This is a genomic window from Bradyrhizobium sp. CAR08 (assembly GCF_052871955.1).
Genome location: NZ_JBIXJX010000006.1, coordinates 1 through 14,948 on the forward strand (window position 1 = coordinate 1; position 14,948 = coordinate 14,948).

Annotated in this window: 13 protein-coding genes and 2 pseudogenes; 10 read left to right on the plus strand and 5 right to left on the minus strand. The window is 59.5% G+C overall.

Annotated features, from left to right (window positions below):
- Positions 1-336: 336 nt before the first annotated feature.
- From ACIPUD_RS14240 to ACIPUD_RS14250, 3 genes are all read right to left on the minus strand, one after another.
- A complete protein-coding gene (locus ACIPUD_RS14240; RefSeq protein WP_446480868.1) occupies positions 337-1,455 on the minus strand; it encodes an IS110 family transposase in 1,119 nt (372 codons plus the stop codon).
- Positions 1,456-1,690: 235 nt separating this feature from the next.
- On the minus strand, positions 1,691-1,990 hold the full coding sequence (locus ACIPUD_RS14245; protein WP_446480869.1) for a hypothetical protein: 300 nt from the start codon (positions 1,988-1,990) through the stop codon (positions 1,691-1,693).
- Between the two features lie 100 nt (positions 1,991-2,090).
- Positions 2,091-2,483 (minus strand): response regulator, encoded by a 393-nt coding sequence (locus ACIPUD_RS14250; RefSeq protein ID WP_446480870.1) that lies wholly within the window; start codon positions 2,481-2,483, stop codon positions 2,091-2,093.
- Positions 2,484-4,715: 2,232 nt separating this feature from the next.
- Here ACIPUD_RS14250 and ACIPUD_RS14255 point away from each other — a divergent pair.
- The 3 genes from ACIPUD_RS14255 to ACIPUD_RS14265 all read left to right on the plus strand — a co-directional run bounded on the left by ACIPUD_RS14255 (position 4,716) and on the right by ACIPUD_RS14265 (position 6,307).
- Positions 4,716-4,931: a hypothetical protein gene (locus ACIPUD_RS14255; RefSeq protein ID WP_446480871.1), complete on the plus strand. Its 216-nt coding sequence runs from the start codon at positions 4,716-4,718 to the stop codon at positions 4,929-4,931.
- 8 nt (positions 4,932-4,939) lie between these two features.
- A complete protein-coding gene (locus ACIPUD_RS14260) occupies positions 4,940-5,161 on the plus strand; it encodes a hypothetical protein (RefSeq protein ID WP_446480872.1) in 222 nt (73 codons plus the stop codon).
- A gap of 900 nt (positions 5,162-6,061) precedes the next feature.
- Entirely contained in the window at positions 6,062-6,307 is a 246-nt protein-coding gene (locus ACIPUD_RS14265) for a hypothetical protein (RefSeq protein ID WP_446480873.1), read from the plus strand.
- Between the two features lie 139 nt (positions 6,308-6,446).
- Here the strand turns inward: ACIPUD_RS14265 and ACIPUD_RS14270 are convergent.
- Positions 6,447-6,669 (minus strand): annotated as a pseudogene (locus ACIPUD_RS14270) (hypothetical protein).
- Between the two features lie 203 nt (positions 6,670-6,872).
- Positions 6,873-7,082 (minus strand): hypothetical protein, encoded by a 210-nt coding sequence (locus tag ACIPUD_RS14275; protein ID WP_446480874.1) that lies wholly within the window; start codon positions 7,080-7,082, stop codon positions 6,873-6,875.
- 1,155 nt (positions 7,083-8,237) lie between these two features.
- Between ACIPUD_RS14275 and ACIPUD_RS14280 the strand changes: the two genes are divergently transcribed.
- The 7 genes and pseudogenes from ACIPUD_RS14280 to ACIPUD_RS14310 all read left to right on the plus strand — a co-directional run bounded on the left by ACIPUD_RS14280 (position 8,238) and on the right by ACIPUD_RS14310 (position 14,725).
- Positions 8,238-8,567 (plus strand): hypothetical protein, encoded by a 330-nt coding sequence (locus ACIPUD_RS14280; RefSeq protein ID WP_446480875.1) that lies wholly within the window; start codon positions 8,238-8,240, stop codon positions 8,565-8,567.
- A gap of 1,032 nt (positions 8,568-9,599) precedes the next feature.
- Positions 9,600-10,160, plus strand: a complete 561-nt coding sequence (locus tag ACIPUD_RS14285) for an ABC transporter substrate-binding protein (RefSeq protein ID WP_446480876.1) — start codon at positions 9,600-9,602, stop codon at positions 10,158-10,160.
- Positions 10,161-10,637: 477 nt separating this feature from the next.
- The gene (gene wrbA / locus ACIPUD_RS14290; protein ID WP_446480877.1) at positions 10,638-11,237 is read left to right on the plus strand and encodes an NAD(P)H:quinone oxidoreductase; all 600 of its coding nucleotides are present in this window, start codon (positions 10,638-10,640) and stop codon (positions 11,235-11,237) included.
- A gap of 1,135 nt (positions 11,238-12,372) precedes the next feature.
- Positions 12,373-12,573 (plus strand): DUF6494 family protein, encoded by a 201-nt coding sequence (locus ACIPUD_RS14295; protein ID WP_446480878.1) that lies wholly within the window; start codon positions 12,373-12,375, stop codon positions 12,571-12,573.
- Positions 12,574-12,811: 238 nt separating this feature from the next.
- Positions 12,812-13,154, plus strand: a pseudogene (locus ACIPUD_RS14300) (4-hydroxylaminobenzoate lyase); the annotation flags it as partial.
- A 281-nt stretch (positions 13,155-13,435) separates the two neighbouring features.
- Positions 13,436-13,849: a cupin domain-containing protein gene (locus tag ACIPUD_RS14305; protein ID WP_009859413.1), complete on the plus strand. Its 414-nt coding sequence runs from the start codon at positions 13,436-13,438 to the stop codon at positions 13,847-13,849.
- Positions 13,850-13,987: 138 nt separating this feature from the next.
- Positions 13,988-14,725, plus strand: coding sequence for an FTR1 family protein (locus ACIPUD_RS14310; protein ID WP_446480879.1), 738 nt, complete (start codon positions 13,988-13,990; stop codon positions 14,723-14,725).
- Positions 14,726-14,948 lie beyond the last annotated feature (223 nt).

Below are 14,948 nucleotides of genomic sequence, written 5' to 3' on the forward strand. Positions count from 1 at the left end.
CCGGCAATCCGCCCGAAAGACCTGAGCCCGTGGCGCTGTGGACATGCCGCTGCGCTTGGACAACGCAATCGCGTTGCCCACATGCCCACAGCAACTGCAGAAGAAGAAAAACAGGTTGAAGTCGCGATTCCAGATTGACCACGCGGCTTGACCGATGCCAGAGAACCAGCCGGCCAGAACGCCTCGCCGCTGGGCGAGATCAAATCGGAAAGGTGGGCGACATCGTCTCGGAATCCACGGGCGACTTCATATCGGTACGCCTGGGCGACTTCGTCGGAATCCGCAGGCCGGTCGAGCGCACCTCACGACTCGAGCGGTCCACAGCCCCCAACGATGTCACGCCTGTCGAGGTGGCATGAGCTCGCGATTGATCGCCCAAATGAAGGCGGATAGCTCTCGGGCAATCGCCGTGACGATTACGGTTCGCCGCTTGCCCTTCCGCTCGAGTGAGCGGAAGCGCCCGCACAGCCTGGTTTGCGCTTTCCACGCAATCTCGCGCGCGACTCTCGGTGCGGCCTCCACCTTTGTCTGCTTGTCTCGGCTCACGCGCGGCGGATATCGATAGCTCCAGGCCGCCTCTACAAGAATACGTCGCGCCCGCCCATTACCGGCTTTGGTGATGCCGCCTCGCTTGACTTGGTCGCCAGTCGAGTTTTCTGTGGGCACCAGACCCAGATAGCCCATCAGCTCGCGCGGATTTTGAAAGCGGGATAGATCACCGATCTCAGCCAGCACCCCCACAGCCGCAATGAGATCAATCCCGCGCACCGCCTGCAGGGCCGACACAACCTCGGCGAGCGACCACTCGGGTACTACCTCGCGGATGGCATCTTCCAAACGCTCCAGCCGCTCACTTTCCTGGCGTACCCCCTCAAGTAACTCTTCGAATGCGATGCGCTGCTCGCGATGCTCGAGCTTCTGCGACATGAGCCATCTCATGTGGGCTGGTCCCCACGTTGTCTTGCCCGGATAGATGCGTCCCAGCCGCAGCATCAATGACGAGATCTGTTGACGCTTGCCCTGGAGGTCCTTCTTCACTGCTTGACGGGCGCGCGAGAGATCGCGCATAGCCTCATGGCGCTCGTCCGGCACCCATACCGCCGTGAGCTCGTCCGCGCGCAACAGCTTGGCGAGGCTTACCGCATCGCGCCGGTTCGTCTTCACTCGATCGCCGGCCTTCTTCGGAACGAGCGAGGGGGCCACCACCAGGCAGTCATGGCCGAGGCTCTTGAGCAGTCTGTAGAGACCGTATCCTGTTGGCCCTGCTTCGTAGCAAAACGTCAACTGACAGCATTTCGCTGCAAGCTTTGCCACCAGCTTTCGGATCGCTGCCTCCGTGGCAGGAAACTCCCCGAGATATCGTACCTCGCCGCCACGGCCGCCATCGGCAATGGCTATAGCATTGCGCGATTTTGACGTATCGATTCCGACAAAGACCTCGGTATGATGACCCACGACTCGCCCTCCTTGTTTGAGGCTCTACCCGGTCCATCCGGGCAACCCTCGTCGCAACATCGAGGGTGAGTCGCCTCATTTTGTGGGGGGACATACAGTCTAGCGGACCACCAGTGCTTCCGCGCGGGCCGAGCAGCAGACGAAAATCGAGGCCCGGCATGAAAACCACACCGAACCTCGTGCCCGCAACGGCCTAGGCGGCAAGCCGCCTCTGGGCTCGGTGCATTCACAAGGCTTAGCCGCTTTTGTCTTGAGCCTCATCAGGCTGCCGATTCAGCCAGATCGCGTCGATAGTCCGGCTTAGCATTTCGATCGTGCACGGCTTATGCAACACGGGCCTGCCCTTGAATTGCTCCGGCACCCCACCGGAGCCATAGCCGCTCAGAAAAAAGAACGGTCGTCCGCGGGCCGTGATTGCCTCCGCTACTGGCCTAACATTTGAGCCCTGCAAATTGATGTCGAGAATGGCAAGATCGTATTGCTCAGTTTCGGCGAGCGACCGGGCCTGATCCAGATGGTCCGGCTTCGGCGACAACTCTGTGTCCAAGCTCCTCGATCATTTCGACAAACATCATCCGAATTAATGCTTCATCTTCGACCACGAGTATCGATGCTGGGCGGTCCACGGTGGGCTCTCAGTTGCCGGAAGCCGATTGGGAGCCGACATTCAGAAGCTGAGAGACCGCTGTCACTATCTGCGCGGGCGCGAAGGGCTTCCGAAGAAGGAGGCTGTTCGGCACGCCCAGGATGGCCCACTCGTCAGCAGCGGCGCCGGTCATGTAGACCACAGGGAAGTTCGGATCGACTTGACGAGCCGCACGCGCGACGTCCCAGCCGCTAACTCGACCCAGTAAATTGATGTCTGTGACGAGCGCGCTGTAGTTGGTCTGACGCCCCTTCAGCAGAGTAACCGCTTCCTCACCCGTTCGCGCAGTAGCCGGCTCGAAGCCGCCCTCGTTCAACACGTCCGCGACCACACCTTGAACTGCTTCATCGTCCTCGACGACAAGTACAGTCGGTAATTCCACGAACTCCCCCTTCCATCCTCGCTCTGCCCGGACGTAACAAAGTGGACAGAAGGAAAAAGTTCCCGCCGGGAACCAATATTTACGTGGCTGCGGTCGATCGCGCCCGTGTCTTATTCCCCTTTGCTCTTTGCCGCAGGAAGCTTACCGAAATCTCCTCGCCGTTGACCCGGTCGAGCTGACAACGAGGATAGGCAAGGCCCGTGCAGGAAAGCAGCAAGAAGAACTCTGCCAGAGCCAACCCTTCGATTGACGTTTCAACTCCAAGTGTCGCGCTGGTTTCTGACACATCCTTGATGGTGCAGGAGCGTCGCCAGTGCCGTCGATCGCCATCATATGCGCGGGGAGCGCATGCTCGAAGGTGACGCGTCGCCCCTCCTGTTCCGTTTCTTTTGTCATTGCCGGTACTCAGATCGTTTTCGTCGTTCCTAATATGAAATCGACTAAGGGCTCGTAACCGAGTTTGGGAAAAAGCAGCAAAGACCGCACCCGAAGCGGAGCATCGCCGCGAAGTCTTAATTGCTTTCGGCCTACTTCCATACTGTGCGCCGACGACTCCCTAACACTGCTCGCGGATGGGTAAGCCCGCACCGCGGAAATTTATCGCGGGAACAACTTGCAATTGGGGCGTTAAGGGGCGTTGTTGGGAGGAATCATCGTGGCGAGCGCTGAGTACTATTTGAAGCAAGCCGAAATTGCGTCCCGGATGGCACTGTCAGAACCCGACTTTAAAAAAGCGAGAGCCATGCATATCCTCGCCTTGGACTATTTCGACAAGGCCTACCGTGCGCAGGTCCGAGAAACGTGTCCACCCCATCCAACCAACTCATCCAACATCATCCGATTGAGACCGCCATAGTTGACGGTAGGCGGGTCGAAATCCGGCCGCACGTCGGCGCCGCGCCGGCTCCCATCGGCAAGCGCAGCTCCAGTGCGACGAAGCAATGGTCGCCATGATCTCGTCCACGGGACCGCACGGAAGCCGCCTGCACTGGAAGTGCTCAAGTCTAACTTGTGAAGGCACGGTCTTGATCGAGGATGACCTTTTCCCTTCGTATTCTCGGCCGCCCTCCACCACGCGTCTGGCGGCCTAGCCGGAGGCGGCGCGGGCGATAGCTGCGCAGTTCGCCGATTTCTCGCCGTTGAATGGTCCAGAGCCTGCCTGAATTGGTTAGCGGGTTCTTAATCCTCGTTCGGCAGCCTTGCGATTATCGCTCCGATCAGCCCGCCAGCCCACGGTAGCGCGAGCGATGGCCGGCGGCAGTGATGCCCGCCGGCCATTTTTCACATTTGGGAGCGGCAATGGCTCTTCAGGTCTCGAAGCGCAATGCCGCACTACCCGAATGAAACTGCTCAACGAGCGGCCCTACGCCAAGCGGCAAGCCCGAGGATAGAGCGGTCGAACTCCATCGCCGCCGCGCGATCAGTCTAGTAACTGAGCAAAGAATTTCCCACTCTTCCTACTCGTTCGCCCCCGCTGCTTTTGAAAGCGCTGCAAGCGAGCGTAAACCGCTTGCCGGGTGCGACCTAGGCGTCCGCCGACCTCCTCAGCTGTGGGCACCTGCGCCAAAGTGCGAGAGCAATTCCGCCTCTTCGTCCGGCAACCATGGACGCCTCGATGCGCGATTGTTCGTCAGGCGCGACGCCCCCAACGCCTAAGTGCGCGGCGGCGCCGGGAGCCGCGGTGGGTCGGGAAACCGAGTTGGCTGCTCCGAGCGCGGCGGCGCCGGCAAGCGGCTGGTCTCTGGCACGCGATTACCGCGCGTCATCCACGCTGCCAGACGAGCGTAGCTTCGCCTGAGAGCCGGAACGAACCAATCAGATGCGCCTTCGTGATCCATGCCGCAGAACAATATCCATGAACCATTTAGAAAAGATTGCCGTCGTTCCGATCAGTAACTGATCGTAAATGATGCAATGGCAACAAACGGCCATGGAAGCCAAACGCCCGCATGAAACGATAGGTCAAGACGTCGGTCACCACGAAAGGCGGAGGCCGTTCTTCAATCAGCATCACCGGCAAATGCTCGATGCTCTTCGTGACCGCGATTGGGTGTCGTCTTCGAAGCTTACCGATCACCCCGGAACAAAGCTCGCCCTTCTACGAAACGGATGGATGGAGCGACGCTCAACCTGCAAAGGTGTCGAATTTCGTTTGACCGAGGCCGGCCTGACAGAACTTAGCCGCCCCCGATAGGCGCAAACCGGTGGGAAACGACGAACGTGTCACAGGCTATGGAATTGATCGTCGCTAGCTACGTCAAGGTGCGGGACCGTCGCGCGCTGACGGAGTTGCTAGCGCATCGGCGCAAGGTGCTGGCTGAATTGCAGGCTGCATCAGGCATCAACCCCGAAAACGCGGTCAGGGTAATCCAGGACGAGCTGGCTGTGATCGAAGCCGGTCTCGGAGAACTTAAACCTCCGCCCGGTTCGGTGCCTGAGAACGAGTGAGCCTAGCGATGCGCGTTAACAAAATCAACTGGGACAAAATCGGACGGGTGACGGCGCCGGGTCGATATAAGTGCTATTTCGGTCATCTCACCGTCACGTCTGACGACCTCGATGTGTGGGCACGTTATCCGGACGCGGCGTTTACCTTGGTCACGAAAACGGCGGATGAGCAGTCAGTTGGTGAAGAATATCGTCTCGGCGCGTTTGACATAGGAAATCCTGAACAGTAGGGCAACGGGCGAAGCGGAAGGCGGGTTATGAAGCTGTGCATCCGAGACAAAGCACGGCGGCGCACGGCGCGGATCAAGTTCTAAAGTTGAGAACTTGAAGCCGGAGCGGTTCACGGCAGACACAGGCGCCAAGGCTGGATGTTCCATTGCGTCCGTCGCCCGCGACGCAACCCGCGCCAAAGCGCTAAGCCCGGACCTTGACCGCGTCGCCGTGACGTCTCTGGACAAGGGCGCCGAACTGGACGCGCATGCTGCCGCCGCTTGTTCCAGATTTAACTCCCCGCAGCGACATCAAGCTTAACCCGCGGTTTCGATTGCACCGGAGCTGCTGAGCGTTAGCGTCTCTGCACCGGACATTGCACCCGTCCGGGTTCACCATGGCGAGGTCGTCGCGCCAAGATAATCGGCGCGGCGGCCTTGTTTTCCCGTCGCAACGCTACGAGCTTCATTTGGCAAATAAGCCCGACGGTGACCCGTTCGATCTGGTTGAGATACGACGCCAGATCACGAACTTGCGCTCGCAACACTCTGACAATCTTCTCGTCTCATCGCGATTGAACCGTTTCCTCGTGAAGATTGCTTTTCTCTCAGAGCCAATAGATGCGGCGCAGGCTCGACATCTTCAGTCTGAATTCGCTCGGATGCTGCGAACTGTTGACGAAATCGTCTCACGAGGCCGATCCACGAAGCCGCGGCTCAAGTAACACTAACGCACGGACGTTCTTGCGCCGATCCGGCCCAGCGCAGATGCTGGATGCAGTCGCGAACTCGTCCTCGTTTCGCGTATTGGCGCCTTCGCGGCGAGGGGTCGCCGTCCTCTCGGTCGGCGGCCCCGCCCATGTCGGCCTAGTAAGCACGCCGCACTACTCGGGGCAGAGATGGCAGTCTCGGAGAAAACCGGTGGGCAAGCGCGAGCACTGCGGCTTCGTCGGTTTCGAGCGCGATCTTCTGAGCGAACATCACATCCCCAGCCGCCAGAGCGCGATCAGGAACGAAACACCAGCCGATCGCGGGCTGCCCGGATGCGTCGAGCTCTACAACATTGCTCAGGGTACCATATTGAACTCGATATCGCCTGCCGGTGTGAGAACCGGTGACTTCGAAATAGTTGTTGGCATCGAATTGCGCGCGCTGCTCTGGAGATAACCAATCCCGCAGCAGACGCCGCGAGCGCGCCTCCGGGCCATTTTGCTCGGTGAAGCTCCGATAAAGCTCACGGAGGGCAGGAAGCGCGTTCTGTCAGCGTCGCTGCGTCTGAACGGAAACATTGTCGCATCGCGATAGCTTAGCCGCCGACGAGAAGCGGATAGAATATTGTCTCATCCGCGGTGGGATCAACCGAGCGTGTGATCTTCAGTTTCACTGCCCGCCTTTCGCGTCGAGGCAGTAAATCCCTGATCAGAAAGCTGCCTAAACTGACGTTCAGCCTGGGCGAGGCCCTTCGGATCAGTTTGTTCAAAGTAATGTCTGCTGTCGCCTGTGTGGTCCATAACGATCTGGGTAGCCATGGAAGAAGCTCCTCGTTCCATTAGCCGCTAAGAGGAAGGAGAACCTTGCGGCTCCCAATAGTGTTCCCATTCTCGCCAAAGTTCCGGTGGTCGTCATCGAGAATGCGGATCAGCCAGTCGATTCGTGCGTGGCCGCGTCACGCTCGCGCGTCAGGTAGTCCGCCAGCAGTATCACGGCGAGGTGGTCGCTCGGCTCGATCCGCTCAGCAGGTTAGAGCTAAGCTTGCCAGCGGCTTCAGCCTCAATTGCGAGCCGGCAATCTCGGTGTGGCCACCGGCGAGGAGCCGCTCAACGATGCCGTCGCTGATTACCTTGACACCGAAGCGCCAGCCTCCACGCGGCCGCCGCTCAAACGGGCCATGTTGGAGCAAACGCAGGAAATAGCGCTCATTGTAGTTCTTCTGGTCGGTCATTACTTAGCCCCGCCCCGTGCCGGCGAGCAGGACCCTGATTTAGCGATTGTGATAAGTCAACCGGCCCGCGACATCTGGGGTTCCGGCCGGCACGACGATCTCTAGGCACCGCGAAGCCGGGATCACGGGCGTCCCTGAGCGTGCCTTCTAGCCCGCGCGGGCCAAGTGCCAGCACCAGGGCGATGATCAGCAAAACGCAGCTCCGATGCGTCCTTCCGACCGCCACACCGCGGGAAACTCGATGAGTGCAGACTTGAATACACGTCGACGGCGAGCGGTTCGCTTTTCCATGGGGACGGGTGTTAAGCCAGCTTTTCTTACAGATCGATAAAGCTGTCGCGGAAAGTCGCGGCACAATTTGGGGGCCAAATACAGAAATCGTTTACCTAGGCTGGTCGGGCAAAGTGAGTTGAGCCTGCGCTACCATTTAGCGACTCTTTTACTCGGCAAGGCTCCCGTTCTTCCGATGATCAAGGGCGTGACCATAGCTGCTCTTGTACTGGCGGCGGCTAGTCTCACAGACCAGCAGCTGTCTTACGGGCGCTATACGGACGCGGCCTTGGCTATTCGGGCAGATCGAGCATTCATTCCGGCGATAGGCGGCACCTGAGGCGCCCGCTGAGCGCCGGGCTCGGGCTTCGGGACCGAAAGTTGCTACCTTCCGGTCCCCGTCCCATAGCTCCACATCCCGACCGCTGACCAACTGCTTGGCCTTCTCCTTGGCCGTCTCGATGCCCTCGCAGACCAGGTCAACTCGCATCCTGCCCTTTTAGGCGGTAGATGCCAGGCGCGTTCGTAGTACTTGATCTGGATCAATGAAATCTCGCAGACCATGAATGCACAGTGAACGGTCCCCAGATAGGTGAACGCGCGAGAGGCGGCCCGGTGCCGCTTACCACATTGCACTTCCAGCCTTGGTCCGTTTGAGCCCGCCTGTCTGAGGTTGTCCGCTCACTGGGGAACTACCTATAGCCCGCGAAGACATGGTGAAGAACGAGGGCGGTCACAGCGCCTATGACCACCGTACGCTAACGCGACATGTCGTGCCCTGTTTGAAACGTGCCAACGTTGCAGTCACAAGTTTTCAGCAGTTTCGCGGAAATGTTCGGAGATGCGCACGTTGATGGAGCGGCAGGGTTTAGATGGAGAACAGCCATGCGAAAGCTTTCCTTGGCATTTGTTGCCGCGTTGCCACTCATTTCGATACCCGCTGCCGCGCAGCAAACGGGCGCGACGTCTCAGGCCGGTGTGAACCAAAACGTGCAAACTGAAGCCGACAAAGACATAAAGACCCGCAACTCCGGTGAAGCTGGATATGTCGCCAATCAGGACAAGCCTGGCGCGGCCTCTCATGCGCCGGGGGAGACAACCAGCACGGCAGGAACGACAACCGGAAGCAGTACACCCAGCGATCAATCAAACATCAACAGTTCGCAGGCCGACTACAATGCCTCCCTAAAGGACGGCTCCGCACCGAAAAAATAGCGAAGCGAGACCTGCTTGCAGAACAGGCGCCTCGAAGTCTCGAAGCACAATGGAGATCGCTCGTGACGCCAGCGCCATAAGAACTGAACTCGCCATGGGCCGTTGGGCTCTCGAGCAAATGGATCGCCAATAAGGCCTTCGACGGTACAGAGTTGTCGGCCTAAGGCGTGAGCGAGATGGCGCCGGCAGCGCGGGACCTGGTCTTGAGGCTCTGGCTGCGATGGAGAGAAGACGCGTAGCCTAGCAATGAAACCATGGTCCAGCCTCATTTGAGACTGGAATCGCCGATCAATATCTCTGGCGCGGTAGAGCGGGGGAGACTGCGAGACGTGGCGAAGGAGCGGCGACGTCGCATCTATGCTGCGCAGATATTGGTCGACGGCAGTCCTGTGCGATGCAAGGTCCGCCACCTCACGGATTCCTCTGCGATCGTCCAAATCGATAACGCGCCTATCGTGCCCGCGGCATTTGGGCTGCGCGTTCCAAGTGCGGGCTTGAATATCGATTGCTCCGTTGTATGGCGTGATGAGCGTCGTCTCGCTGTGAAGTTTCTGAACTGATCACAACGTCTGTGTCGACGCGGGTTCCGACCTTTGGACCGTATTGATCCGTACTGATGCTGATCCCGAGGTGAGGTGTAAAACTCAGCGCATTCGATCCCGCGCGCGTCTTTTCTTACCGGCTTGGTGCCGTGAAGCGAAGTCGTTCTGCGCAGGTGAGGCCTGAGGCAGTTGCCGTATTCCGACAAGGCATCGAAATTGTTGCGCGGCCTTCACGACCCATACGAGTTGAGGGATCTAAGGATCGCAATGGCCGCCGCTCTCGGGCGATCAAAGTTCCGCGCATCTCCGCTGGATCGCGAGCCAAGGTCGTTGATCGTCTGCGAGGTTGAGCCGCCCGACGTCACGCTCGAACTGCGGGCGCGGCTTCTGAAGGAGATTGGGAAGGGGCGTCTATTCATGAAGGAAGAGCCTGACGACCTTCTCGATTATTCTTTCGCACCTGCCACAGAACGTCTCGTCGCCGAACAACATGGTTTGCGACCAACAACGAGATGGCGGATACGGCAAGCACGGCGACTTCATAAACGCTGTAAAGCAAGCCCATGAGTTCGGCATATTCGGTTCGCAAAGACTTGCCGGGCTGATCGTCTTCATTGCAGACGTCCACAACCTCGGTCTGCAGAGCGCTCAAGGCCTTTTGTTGAGTTCGGCCTTCTATTGGGACATGACCGACGAGGCGCGGGCTTGGTCCAAGCGTTTCATCGCCCGCACACACAAGGTACCCACGATGATCCATGCTGGCACTTACGGTGCCGTCATGCACTACCTAAAGGCCGCTGGCGCTGCAGGGACTCTGGACGGTCCCGCGGTTGCGGCGAAGATGCGTGAGATGCCAGTTAATGACCTAATGACAAAAGGCGGGAAGATCCGTCGAGACGGTCGGCTCGTGCGAGACATGTATTTGTTTCGGGTAAAATCGCCCGAAGACTCCAAATACGCGTTCGACTACTACAAACTCCTGGCCACCATTCCGAAAGAAGAGGCATTCCGCCCAATGGACGAGGGAGGATGCCCCTTGGTACAAAATTGACTTGAAGAAACTCTGGGGAAGATCGAGCGTGTCATTCGGGCGAGGCTGTGATCGTCAAAACGAGTGTGCTGGGGCGTATGATCAGTGATATCCTTGAGGTCGCCCCGTCTGCGCCGAAGCGGCTCAAAGCTGCGGCGCAAGCTGAACTGATGCCGTATCCCAAAATTGTGGGCAGCTTCCAAGCCCTTCAATGAACGGATTGCATCTGGCTATTGAAATCGTTTCAGTTCCGGCCGCAATCAGCAGCCATTAAAACAAACCGCTGCTGTGAATGAACTCTCCAGCTCCTTCATCAAAGGGCCGAGATAAGGTTAGCTGCGGACCGTGCTGGAAGCTTCGATTTTTGCCCTGATGGTCGCCGGCTAACTCGAGCCAACGAAGACGCGAAATGCTCTACATGAGATACGATCAACTTCTCTTCGAACGGTGCTTCACGGTCGCACCATCTACCCATCTGCAAAACTTCAGGAAGCGAACATGACGAAGGTCCTGGTTCTCTACTATTCGGCTTATGGCCACATCGAAACTCTGGCGAATGCTGTCGCCGAGGGGGCACGCGAGGCGGGGGTCACGGTAGACATCAAGCGCGTCCCAGAATTGGTGTCGCCCAACCTTGCAAAGGCGTCGAATTACAAGCTCGATCAGGCTGCGCCTGTAGCGAATATCGAGGATCTGGCGGACTATGACGCGATCGTCGTCGGCACTGGCACCCGCTTTGGCCGCATGACGTCTCAGATGGCGAATTTTCTCGACCAAGCGGGTGGTCTCTGGGCTCGAGGTGCGCTCCACGGAAAGGTTGGCGGCGCTTTCACCTCGACCGCAACCCAGCATGGGGGGCAGGAGACCACTTTGTTCTCGATCATCACCAACTTGCTGCACTTCGGAATGACGGTTGTCGGCCTGAATTATGGGTTTGTGGGTCAGACTAAGCTCGACGAAGTCACTGGTGGTTCACCTTACGGCGCTAGTACAATCGCTGGTGGGGACGGCAGCCGAAAGCCGTCTCAAAACGAGCTCTCCGGCGCACGTTATCAAGGACGTGCGATAGCGGAGATCACGATGAAGCTGCATGCCTAGTGTGAGCGGGCCAGCGTACGAGTTGGTGCACTGGCGCTCGCCCTCGCGGCAGCGGCCCGACCTGCTAACGTGCTCACTGAAGACGGCGAGTCGGCATTGCTTTCACTTGATGCAGGTCCGCCAGCCTCTCGAGCGCGCCCGGAGTGCCGTAGCAGGTGGCTAAATGAAGTATTTCATCAACCGACCTGTGGATCGACTATGCCAGTCTTACTCCTACCGCTCTGTATCGCTCTTGTTGCCAGCATTGCTGTGGCACAAGTGAAAACTGAAGACAAAAGTCCGAGCGACTCCACGTACAGTACTGGACGGACTGTGCTACCGGACTACAAGGGCCAGCTGCAGCCGCAGGGATGGACCGGGCCAAACTCGACAGGATCAGGCGGCGCGCCGGCTTCAAGTCCCCAGGGAGGGACACCGCCGGATATGCAGCCCGCGCCTGGCGGCTCATCCAAGACCATTGTCGCTCCCTCCGCTCCTAATTGATCGGCTAAACCTTTGTGTGCCCGGCTGCTCGCGGTGTGAATCCTACCCGGCGCGTCAACAAGCAGATGCAGTTCCGGACAGCGAACCTGGAACAACACGACGCCTACAGGTGCATGCCCTGCCGGACAGTTGAATCTATCATTCTGCAGTAAGGTCGCCCCAGTTGGCGGCCTTTGCGGATGAGCCTTTTAAGCGGGCGGTCCCTCTCGGGCGGATTCCACTCGAACCAGCAGTTCGGTTCATGCTGCGAGCCGAGGGACCCGACTGGAGTTGGAGCCCGTGTACGTTGAAGGCGGCGTAGTACGTCGTCAGTAAGCCAGAGCTGACGGGCGCTCCTTCTCACCCCACGAAGTTCTTCGTTAAGGCATTCGCGAGCGCCGCCCTGTGCAGCAAAAGGATAGAAAGCCGATAGGTCGGGGTGGAGCGTGGCGTTCCAAGTGAGGAACGGATGCCAGGAGATCAAACGATACAGACGCTTCGGTCTGCTTGCGTTCGGTCTCGCGCTTCGTGGTGCTCTCTCGCGGCGATCGGCTCATGTCCTCCACCGGAAATCAGATTGAGGAGGAAGTCGGCCCTGACGTGAGTTGGTCTCGGATATTTGGTCTTCGCGCGCCTCGTGTTAGACTTCGCCTGTCAAACGAGGAGAACAGCCATGACCGCCGAGTTCGATGAAGATCGCTTCAATATGGCTATCCGTAAATTTCTGAAGCATGTCGGAGTTACATCGCAGCGTGAAATTGAGAACCTCGTGCGTAGCGGGGCAGTGAAAAGTGGCGAGCTCAAACTGCGAATGACCCTGTCCGCTGAGGGGACGCCGCTGAAACATGTAGTTGAAGAAAAAATCGCAGTTTGACGATGTGCCGGGCGCCCGGCATTGCCGCCCTCTTGGTGGAGCATTCAACACTGGTGATTTCCAGCAACGACTGCTTTGGGTCCAAAAGGAGAACCTGAAGGAGAGCTTCTAGTCCGCTACATCCTCGATAGCCGACTTTCGGTGGCCCCGACAGCTACTGGCATCAGCTTCGCCGATAGCGGGCGTGGGCTCGCCGATCCCACGCGGCTGCCCTTTTGGACGTCGTCGTGCCAGTTCCCGCAGCCGCATCCTTGAGCCGACCGCCGAAACACTCCAGTTCAGCCTCACGGCGGTCACAAGAACAGCGCTGCTCCACGCCGGTTCAAGGACAAGGACGACCACGACGTGCTGCGCGGTCACTATCACGGTCATCCCTATGGCGAGATCAACCTCGTGGTGGCCTTGAACGCGGGCGCGGAGCTGAAAGGATGCAGGGCTGGCAGGGACCTGGCTGGACGGCGCCCGATCCGGGCAGCAGGCACTATCCGGAGGTCCGGGGCGGTGCGGTAATCGCCCTGTACTATCTCGCGCGGTCATCAACCCGCTCCAGAAGGCGTGCTCGAGTGTACGGAAAGCGATGAAGCTCGCGGTGAGGCGGGAGCGCTACCTCTACCGCAAGCGTAAGGAAAACCCCTGCACGATTGAGCTGCCGCAGGTGGATCAAGGGTGCCTGAAACGGCACTCTCCGCGACCCCGAAGAGACGTTCACGTGCTCCCGGTCACCATAACGGGCGGCTATCGACTTCATGGCGTGACGTCATTTCCCATACGCCGCGCGCAATCTCATGCTGACGAGTGTGAGCGGCAACTTACGCCGCCACTCCGAGACCCGAGCAAAGGGTCCACAATCAGGAGGCTACAAATGGCAGTGAAGCAGCCGGTTCTTACGCCGCCCCACGGCGGTGAGACGGTGACGTCGAGTGGGGGCTCAACGCACGAGATCAAGGTGGAGAGCAGCCAGACTGGAGGCGAATATGGCACCGTCCTGTGGACGGTGCGGGCCGGGGAGGAGCCGCCGCTGCACACCCACTCGCACGAGGACGAGCTGCTCTTCGTTGTGGAGGGGCAGCTGATCGCGCGAGTCGGCGATGCCCGCATTGAGGTGGGGCAGGGCGCCTACGCGGCTCTTCCCCGCGGTGTGCCGCATACAATAGAGGTGGTCGGCGATCAGGCCATCCTGCTGCTCAGCTTCGTGCCGGGTGGGCTGGAGCGCTTCTTAGTCCCTCGCAAAGGCGAGCAGCTCGATCCGGCTGCTTTCGGCCTGACGTTCCCCTAGGGGGGGACCGGCCGCGCGGAGCCCGCGGCCGTGCGCCCGCTCGGCCCGGCGACAGGCCGCGCGCGACCCGCGCCGGCCGAGTGCGCCAGCGGTCTCCCGGTTCAACCCAACTAGCGCGCGGAGCGGTGAAATGCGCCAATGCGCCCAGTCGTCTGCAAGAATCCCGCGGGCCGAAAAGTACACACGGCGGACCGACAAGTCGGTCGCGCCGCTGGTGTCTTGCATATTCGTGGCAGCGTCGCCAAATACCCGCAACCGCGGAGCGGAGTTCAGGTGCCTACGGAGCTGACCTGGCACAATGTATGGATGGCGAGCCATGGCCGCGAGATTGCCCTCGAAATGCGCGCGGTCGGCCACGCGGTGGCCGAAGGCAGCAAGCCGCTAGGGGCACTGGCGGCTGTGGTCGGCGTCGCGGTGCTGCGCGAAGGCAGCGAGGTCGCGCTGTTTCTCTATGGGGGCGGGACCTCCGAAGGCGGCTCGGCCCTGGGCCTTACCATCGGTGGCTGCCTCGGCCTGTTGCTCGGGGTCGCGGTTTGCCTGCTGACCTATTTGGGCCTGGTGCGGATTCCACCGCGCGCGTTGTTCGCAACGACGACTGTTTTGATCACCCTCCTGGCGGCCGGTATGGCGGCTCAGGCCGTCGCCTTCCTGGAGCGGGCGAACTGGCTAACGTCGCTCGACAGCGTCGTGTGGGACTCGGGCTGGATCTTATCCGAAGCCAGCATTCCTGGCCGCGCCTTGCACAAACTGATCGGCTATAGTGATCAACCGACGCAAATGCAGCTCATCGTCTACCTTGTAGTTATCGCGGTAACTGGTCTTCTGATGCGGCTGACCGCGCGGGTGCGCGGTGAGAACGCTATCGCACCAGCCTAATGAACGTGAGATGGGTTCAGGGCCCGGCGCTTACAATGTAGCTTCGCGCGCGGATAACTGAAGTTAACGTCTTTCTGGAGGCCGCAACGGCTACATAGGCGCGTGGATGACGTTTACCCATCCACCCACGACATTCCATGAAGCGGGCGAGGGAAGTTCTGGAAGGTCAAAGGAGTTACTCTTCAACGTGGCAAGCTGAGCCGAGTTGAAGCCCGGCATAGTC

Excerpts from the sequence above, each read along its gene's own strand:
- ACIPUD_RS14295 (WP_446480878.1), top strand. The coding sequence starts at position 12,373 with ATGACCGCCGAGTTCGATGAAGATCGCTTCAATATGGCTATCCGTAAA.
- ACIPUD_RS14255 (WP_446480871.1), top strand. The coding sequence starts at position 4,716 with ATGGAATTGATCGTCGCTAGCTACGTCAAGGTGCGGGACCGTCGCGCG.
- ACIPUD_RS14305 (WP_009859413.1), top strand. The coding sequence starts at position 13,436 with ATGGCAGTGAAGCAGCCGGTTCTTACGCCGCCCCACGGCGGTGAGACG.
- ACIPUD_RS14285 (WP_446480876.1), top strand. The coding sequence starts at position 9,600 with ATGGTTTGCGACCAACAACGAGATGGCGGATACGGCAAGCACGGCGAC.
- ACIPUD_RS14275 (WP_446480874.1), bottom strand. The coding sequence starts at position 7,082 with ATGACCGACCAGAAGAACTACAATGAGCGCTATTTCCTGCGTTTGCTC.
- ACIPUD_RS14260 (WP_446480872.1), top strand. The coding sequence starts at position 4,940 with ATGCGCGTTAACAAAATCAACTGGGACAAAATCGGACGGGTGACGGCG.
- ACIPUD_RS14310 (WP_446480879.1), top strand. The coding sequence starts at position 13,988 with ATGCGCCCAGTCGTCTGCAAGAATCCCGCGGGCCGAAAAGTACACACG.
- wrbA (WP_446480877.1), top strand. The coding sequence starts at position 10,638 with ATGACGAAGGTCCTGGTTCTCTACTATTCGGCTTATGGCCACATCGAA.
- ACIPUD_RS14280 (WP_446480875.1), top strand. The coding sequence starts at position 8,238 with ATGCGAAAGCTTTCCTTGGCATTTGTTGCCGCGTTGCCACTCATTTCG.